This is a genomic window from Candidatus Hakubella thermalkaliphila (assembly GCF_013281975.1).
GTDB lineage: Bacteria > Actinomycetota > Humimicrobiia > Hakubellales > Hakubellaceae > Hakubella > Hakubella thermalkaliphila.
Genome location: NZ_BLRZ01000097.1, coordinates 1 through 7,381 on the forward strand (window position 1 = coordinate 1; position 7,381 = coordinate 7,381).

Annotated in this window: 6 protein-coding genes; all 6 read right to left on the bottom strand. The window is 47.9% G+C overall.

What is annotated here, in order from left to right:
- A partial coding sequence (locus HW443_RS08535) for an FHA domain-containing protein (protein ID WP_176238066.1) occupies positions 1–493 on the bottom strand: 493 nt, incomplete at its 3' end.
- Between the two features lie 2 nt (positions 494–495).
- Complete coding sequence (locus HW443_RS08540) at positions 496–1,902, bottom strand: vWA domain-containing protein (protein WP_176238067.1); 1,407 nt, start codon at positions 1,900–1,902, stop codon at positions 496–498.
- A gap of 25 nt (positions 1,903–1,927) precedes the next feature.
- On the bottom strand, positions 1,928–4,453 hold the full coding sequence (locus HW443_RS08545) for a SpoIIE family protein phosphatase (RefSeq protein WP_176238068.1): 2,526 nt from the start codon (positions 4,451–4,453) through the stop codon (positions 1,928–1,930).
- A gap of 40 nt (positions 4,454–4,493) precedes the next feature.
- Positions 4,494–6,152 carry an ATP-binding protein gene (locus HW443_RS08550; RefSeq protein ID WP_176231795.1) on the bottom strand — a complete coding sequence of 553 codons (1,659 nt, stop codon included), beginning with the start codon at positions 6,150–6,152 and terminating at the stop codon, positions 4,494–4,496.
- Between the two features lie 275 nt (positions 6,153–6,427).
- Positions 6,428–6,643, bottom strand: coding sequence for a hypothetical protein (locus tag HW443_RS08555; RefSeq protein WP_176231794.1), 216 nt, complete (start codon positions 6,641–6,643; stop codon positions 6,428–6,430).
- A complete protein-coding gene (locus tag HW443_RS08560) occupies positions 6,644–7,090 on the bottom strand; it encodes a hypothetical protein (RefSeq protein ID WP_176231793.1) in 447 nt (148 codons plus the stop codon). It lies immediately after the preceding gene.
- Between the last annotated feature and the right edge of the window lie 291 nt (positions 7,091–7,381).

Below are 7,381 nucleotides of genomic sequence, written 5' to 3' on the forward strand. Positions count from 1 at the left end.
CTTTCAGAAAATAATTGCCTTCATCTTGATAAATCAAAGCGTGTTCCCGTGATATGTGTTTTGCCTCCGCTAAGTGGGAGAGGTCGAGATCTGGGTGGATATCCCGACTCGTACTCGGGCGGCCGATAAGGAATTTGTCCCCCTCGACATCTATTTCTCCCAACTTCTCGCGTTCGTACCAGAGTTCAAGCGTAGGAAAGGAGAGAGTCCCCTTTATCTCAATACATGGTTGTGCTTCCTCGCGGCGAGTCGGTTCCTGCGGCTGAACCGGGGCAGGTGGCGGTCTTACGATCGGTCTTAAAATCGTAGGCTCTTCTTGAATTCCGGCACTGGTAGGCGTAGACCTTCGCTTACCTGTATCAGCGGTCATCTCTACTTCCATGAGGCATTGCTTGCAGTAATACACCCCCCGGTCAGGGCTGAACTCAACTTGGTCATCACTGAGTTCTTTGTTGTAATTCTGGCACCACTGTGTACGACAAAACTTGGCCATCTCTAGAACTTCCCAAACGGCGTCTTCCGTTTCACTGGCGGAGTTTCTTCGACTCTCTCCGCTGGCTTCTCGGTGATAATACCAGCAACACTGCTGGTTGACCGGCTAACAGAGCGAGCAGCCTTGACTATGACCTCATTGATTTCTCCCCACTGTTTGAGCTGCTGCAGCAGTTGCTCGTATTCTTGTAGTTTCTCTGTCCATCCATGATTCTTGGAGTCTTCAATCAACCAGTTTAGCACACTGAAGACACGTTTATTATCTTTTCGGCGTTGAGCTTCGCCGAGTTCAAAGACGTACTTGCTATGCTTTAGCTCGTCGACTAGCCCCAATATTTGGAAGTCATGTGAGCCCTTAGCTTCCAGCTGATCCTGCGTGACTTTGACAGAGATAGACCGTGATTCCTGCTGAGGTTGTCCCCTAAGTACCGAATAAGAAAGTTGTACTTCAACTAAATTGGTCTCTCCTGTCTGGCTACCAGAGATACTTGGGCTCAGTTCGAGGGCAAAGATTTGACCTTTGTCCATCTCTAGTTGCCCAACAGTTACATTGACCTGTCGTCCGCTTGCACTTATCGGGACGCGTGAATAGCACCTTATTGATTCCAGTCTATCGGTATTAACCTTATATACACCATGGTAAAGGCTCCCAACCTTAACCTTCTGAGGAAAATCAAAGGTCAACTTCACATTGATTATACCCACCTTACGCATTCCCGAGAAAATAAGCTTTAGCGCATTGTGGACGTCTGCCATGGTTAATGCGTAAGTTTGTGAACCTCCACTTGGTTCAACCAGTTCTGTAATAAAGTCGATATGGTAATTTGTCCCATAGCCTAGGGTATCGATGACAATGCCCTGTTCCGCCATCTTAGTGGCAAGACGACAGCAATCCGTCTCGCCGCGACCGACTGTAATCTCACCGTCTGTAAGTAATATCACTGTCTGAACGGGGTTGAGACTCATTTCACTTGTTTGCAAGTTAGCATATGCCTGCTCTAAAGCACCATAAACGTTGGTACCCCCGTGGAACCTACAGCGAAGCTGATCTATGGCATTTAGGATTCGGTGTCTTTCTTCCCCTGAAGCTCCTGTTATCATTGGCGCAACATGGTCATCAAAAGCAATCAAAGAAAAGCGGTCATTACTTCGGATTTGGCCAGCTATTTCTCTTAGGCCCTCAATAGCTCGATCCAGCTTAGTAACTGAAGATTGCGGATTTTCTGGATCGTCCATCGAGCCAGAACAGTCGATCGTTAAAGCCAAGGAGAAATTACCTTCTTGATATTGCCTGGTAGGACCTTTATGGATTGGTTTCAATCCCACAAGTGCGATTGCGTTGTTATCGTCAGGGGTTACGAACTGACGGCTTGCTTTGGCTGTAAACTCGATACCTGTTTGCTGCTGCATGTCCGGACTCCCTCCATACAATTGTTCATTCTTCGGCTTTGGCTACAATGCAACTGATGTTGTCATAGCCGCCATGTTCATTAGCAACAGCTATTACCTGATAAGCAACCTCCTGGGGGCTTCCCGAAGTTTTGACTATCTTAAGTAACTCGTTCTCAAAGCACCGCTCCTCATTATTACAGTCAAAAGCTCCATCGGAAAGCAACACCAAGGCTTCACCTGGTCGCAAATCATGACATGACAGGTGGATATCCAGAGGAACAGGTTCCAAACCATGGGAGCCCATTCTTGCTAGCCCGACAACTTGGGTTAATTCCGAACTGGAGAGCGCCGCGGCTTGAGCGATAGGCAGATTACCGTCAAGAATTGCCTGAGCAATTGGCGTATCGTCTTGAGTAAGCTGAGCAACGCAGTTGCCAAAAACCAGATAAGCGCGTACGTTCCCAACATTAGCTATGACAGCTCGCCGGTTGGCAATGGCAGCGACGCAAGCCGCAGTCGACATTGCATAAAGCGATGCTAAAGCTCGTGGGTTTTTTTCTACGTATGAGGCTACTCTCGAAACGATGTCTTCGTTGGCGTTGTTGAAGATCCTCTTCAGGTCATCTGAGATCTTGGGAATTTCTTGTGGCTTTCCCACGTAGGCTTGCCATAAACCGTGTAGCCGACGCATGAGAATGTCAGCGGCCTCTCTTCCTGTACCAAAATCGCTTCGAGTAACGCCGTCTGCTATTGCCATGAAGTAAAGGTTTTGGGATGGGTCGCAATCCCAAAACAGACAATCCTCATTGTCTTGGGATTGATACCCTCGATTACGTCCCTTGTGGACGCCAACATTGTAGTCAGCGCCTACGTCTATCGTGCTCACCAAAGCGGTGGGGTTATTCGATTCCCTCTTAAGTATCTCGTTAAGCAATGAGGCGAATTCAGAGGCGTTGGTAAGGCGTCCAGAAAGCGAAGGCCAGATTGCTCTTTTGACTAGATAGTCGATGCCTACCGGATGAGGGATATATAGGTTCTTGAGGATACGCTGGATAGCTCTATCGCCCGAGGGGAACCTACCCAGATAGAAGAAGAAGACAAGAGCACCGAGAAAGAAGACGTCACTGCTAGGGGTGAATTCGCGCCGACTGATTTCAGGCGCAGATAGACCTTCAAAGTAAGGGAAAGCAAGACTCCGATCTACCGGGTAGGGAATAAACTTTATAGTCTTTGCCAAAGGATCCACAAGAATAGAGTCAGGACTAAGCATCAAGGCCCTGTTTTGGTTATGAAGAGGTGCCAAGATGGTCGCAGCTTGCTGCAAATAAGTGAGGAGGTCAGACTCGCTCAACTCACCCTTGACAAGCAATTTGGTAAAGGAGACGTAGCCTTGAGCGGGCCAAGATACCTCAATACGCTGGGGTGACAAAATCCCGAAACTGGGAATAGTTAAGAAGCGACTGATTGTTTGTGTGGTCGGCTCTTTTACTGATTCACCGCCTGATTGTGCCTCAGCAAGAGCGGCTGTCGTCGCCGTAAGTAGCGAGAGCCCTGTGACCAGCTCTGGCTTATTTACGAGAGAAAGCTGAGGGTGAATGAAGAGGATGGCCCCTTCTCTCCTGTCAGCGGGAAGTGGTACTAAAACAAAGGGAGCTTCAGGGATATTTTGCTGCTGGTAATCAGGAAAAAGCTCCTTGAGGCTCTGACCATAAGCGAGCTTGTCTCGAGTCACGATGGGTGCTAAAGCCCTGCACCAGTTTTCGTTGGATGTCCACGAAAGTGGAGCATCTGGCCCGTCATCACCACTGGTAATCAACGCACCCCTTTCTACAGCTGGACTATGGAGATAAAGAATTACTACTCTTGCGGAGGCAAAAGCTTGGAGGCTGCGGACGATAAGAGTCAGCACTGTCTTCCCCCACTCGCTCGACACTTGATTGAAGTTCGTCTCGGTGAAATTCTGCAATGCCTCCATGATCTCTCGGCTTTGCCTTTGAACGGCGCGAGTGTCGACTATCAGCCCCCACCACCTACCCAACAACCTCAAGGTTAACATGCTAAGAGAGGGTACGTCGTTCGGCTGGCGCCACCAGAGAGCAACACCACCCATGGTCCTTGGCTCATAGGCGTTAGCACTCAGGACCGGAACAAGAAGAATGTTTGGTCGGTCGCTGCTTCTGTCCGATTGGAGTTCATTAGGTCGAACCAAACGTGGTTGCCCATCGGAAAGCGCTTCAGCTAGTGTAGTTGCATCAGCTTGTCGCAATGGTGAGTCAACAGGAGTAAGTTCTAGATTAATAAAGCCGACTTTGCGAGAGGGTTCGTCGAACCAATAACACGCATCGTCAGACCGGAAGACCTCAGAAGCAGCTTTGGCAACATGTTCAAGAATTTCTTGGGCTATACTGCTAGCTGCTTGCTCTGAGGATTCCAAAAGCTGCTCAATTAATTGATGTTTGTGAGTCACTCTAAGTAGTGACCGATACCGCAGCCAGACCCATACACATACTGCTGAGGCCACGAATGCTATAACAACAACCACTGTTATGAAGAGTGTATTCTCAACCACTTTGCTCCTTTAAGCCGTACACACAACTCCACCCCACTGTCTACACGTCTTTTCGTAACTCTTCTAGAAAAGCTTGACTGTCGGTGTTGCTCTCAGCTTGCTTGTAATAGAACTCTATTTCTCCTTTTCTATCGGATTCCTCAATGGTATAGTCACGAAAGGCTTTCATTAAATGGTCGGACGTCATGTAGTTTGCATTTCGGTCATTAAAAGCAATTCTCCTAGCTCTAATAACGAGGAGTTCAAGTTCTGCACCACTATACCCCCTAGTCATTTGAGTTAGCTCATCGAGAACCTTTTCCAGTGCTGCATCATTCATTCCTAGAGGTGGCGTATTACGTCCCTTAAGTAATCGCCCCTGATTATCTCTGTCGATACCAAGATGGATTTCCAGAATGCGCCTACGCGCTTTTTCTCCGGGGTAAAGAAGGGGAATCTTGTAATCAAATCTTCCTGCACGCTTCAAGGCCGGATCCAAATCCTCGATTCGATTCGTAGTTCCAACTATGATGCTCTTGCGGTTCTGATCTCCGAGCCATTCCAGTAACTGGTTCAATGCTCTTCGGGTTTCTTCGCTAGCCCCGTCTGCCGCCGTTCCCCGCCTTTGCCCAAATTTATCCATCTCGTCAACGAAAACAATCGCTGGCGAGTGCTGCTCAGATAACCGGATAGCTTCACTGAATCGCCTACCTGTCTCACCTAGATACATACCATAAAGGTTTTCCGTTTTCAGATTGATAAACGGAAGATTAGCCTCCTTAGCCAAGGCTCTAGCGAAGAGAGTCTTCCCAGTCCCTGGAGGACCAAAGAGGATTACGCCTCGAGGTAGGGGAACACCAAATTTTTGCGCTCGAGCCGGGTCCTTTATACAATTGATGATATTCTCGGTGACAAACTTCTTAACGGCCTCATAGCCTCCTATTCTTTCAAAGCCCCATTCAGGCTCGACTATTTCGACAAGCTCAGATCTCTGAATGAATTCTGTCTTCAGCTGTTTAATTCTCTTAATATCGAAGGTGCCAGTCGCGTGGTAGGATTCAAGCAGGATGCCCTCAAGCTGGTAAAGAGTGAGGCCTCTGGTTGCTATGACGAGTGTTTCGATAGGGTATGTTAGCTTCACCCCGCACTCAGCACTCAAACGGTCAATGAGTTGTAGTCTCTCCTTGTCACTGGGAGGTGGCACCTTCTGGAAAACACATAAGTTAAGTGTAGCCTCATCCAAAACTAAGGACGCGTCCTCACTTATGAGAAATACGCAGGAACCACTAGCGAGTATCTCACTATCAAGCGCCCACGATTGCAAGCAGGCCCAAAGCGTTCGCTGCCGTTCATCCGGCAGTTGACCCGAACGCAGTATGTCCAAGTTTAGGAGCAAGAAGAGAGTCTTGTTGCGCTTGAGTTTGCCATCCATATGCGTCAATGCTGCGTCGACGCTTGCAATAGGGTAGGCTTGACTTGGATCCCATTCTTTGGTTTTACTCTCAGTTACTGGGATTCTTCTACCCCTTACCTCTGTTTCTAATCCTTTCCAAGGATCAAAGGAGTAGACTTCGACACGCTTATAATCCTCGTGACTGGCAAGATATTGCCTCAATTGCTTGAGTCGTACCGGGTCGTTGCTCTCAAAACAGATTACAGACGAGTAATTGCTCTGCCGCTTCTCTAGAGCCGAATTTATCCAGCTAGTGTCAAGTTCCATATATCTCACTCCCAAGAGAGCCAATCTTCTTCGAGCCTGCGATAGGCTTGTCATTATCTAGCCAGGATATGGCTACCCACATGGAGATTCAAACTCAACCTTTACAGAGACACCGAGAGCTTCTAGTCTTGCCATCAAGTCAGGAAGCACATCTTCGCTATTTCGAGCATATACCACTATCCGGTCAGGCAAGACGATTGCGTCCAAGTATCTCAATCCTATCAGTGGTTGGCTATCTATAGATGTGGAACGCAAACTTCGTTCTTGTGTCACGTTTATCCCTGTCTCCTGTGCTTGATTTCCTCCACGAGCGGCTCTGAGAATCTCTCAGGCTTCATTCTTTCTGCCTGAACCTCCATCTGGAGACCCATTTCCTCAAGAATTTGCCGTAGCTTTGCCTCATCTTGGAGACAACTGTCGCCCGCGTATCCTGAAAAATCGACCTTCACAATTCCTTTGTCATCGATCTCAATCCTAATGCTCCTAGCCATTTATTTTACCCCCGTTACGACAATAACTCTACGCCCAGGAGCCACTTGCCTATCCTCCACTTGGACGGTGAAACCAAGCTCTCTTTGGGCGCGCATCCACGCAATAACCAAATAATTCTGGGTTACGTCGTTACAAATGCTTTGTGCTGCCTCCCTGCCACCAATGGCATCATAGTGAAAGTTTAGCCTTCCATCCCCACGCAAACTTATACCCACCCCGAGTGGAAAACTTGGCGCTAATACTGACATCAGGCAGGTTCTTTTTCTCCCCGCATTGTCAGAATAGGTCTGACCTACTGAACCACCTCTGTCCTTCGCCGCCTTTTCTACCGCCAGCTGCAGTATTTCTAGACAGGGGTTGCCCTTTATATTGGCGGTCTTAGAGACAACTTCAGTCTTAGGCTTGGGAACGATTATTTCTGTTTTATAACGCGCTTCCTTACTCATGGGGACACCTCCTTGCTATTTAGTCGAGAACAATTTTGGTTTCCAATGCCCCTTCATAGGTATCTTCAGCCATGCTAATGCTATTCTGCACCAAATTTAACTGCCGCTGCAAATCGCGATTCTGATCTCTCAGTTCCTCAATTTGTGCGCTATTTGACTCAAGCTGTGTGTTTGGTTCACCTACCTTTCTGGTAATCTCTTCTTGTCGTATCAAGCAACCTTGTAAAGCACTACTAAGGGGTTGCCGAAAAATAAAGTTTACTTTTCACCCTTTATTGCTTGCTTTGGAGT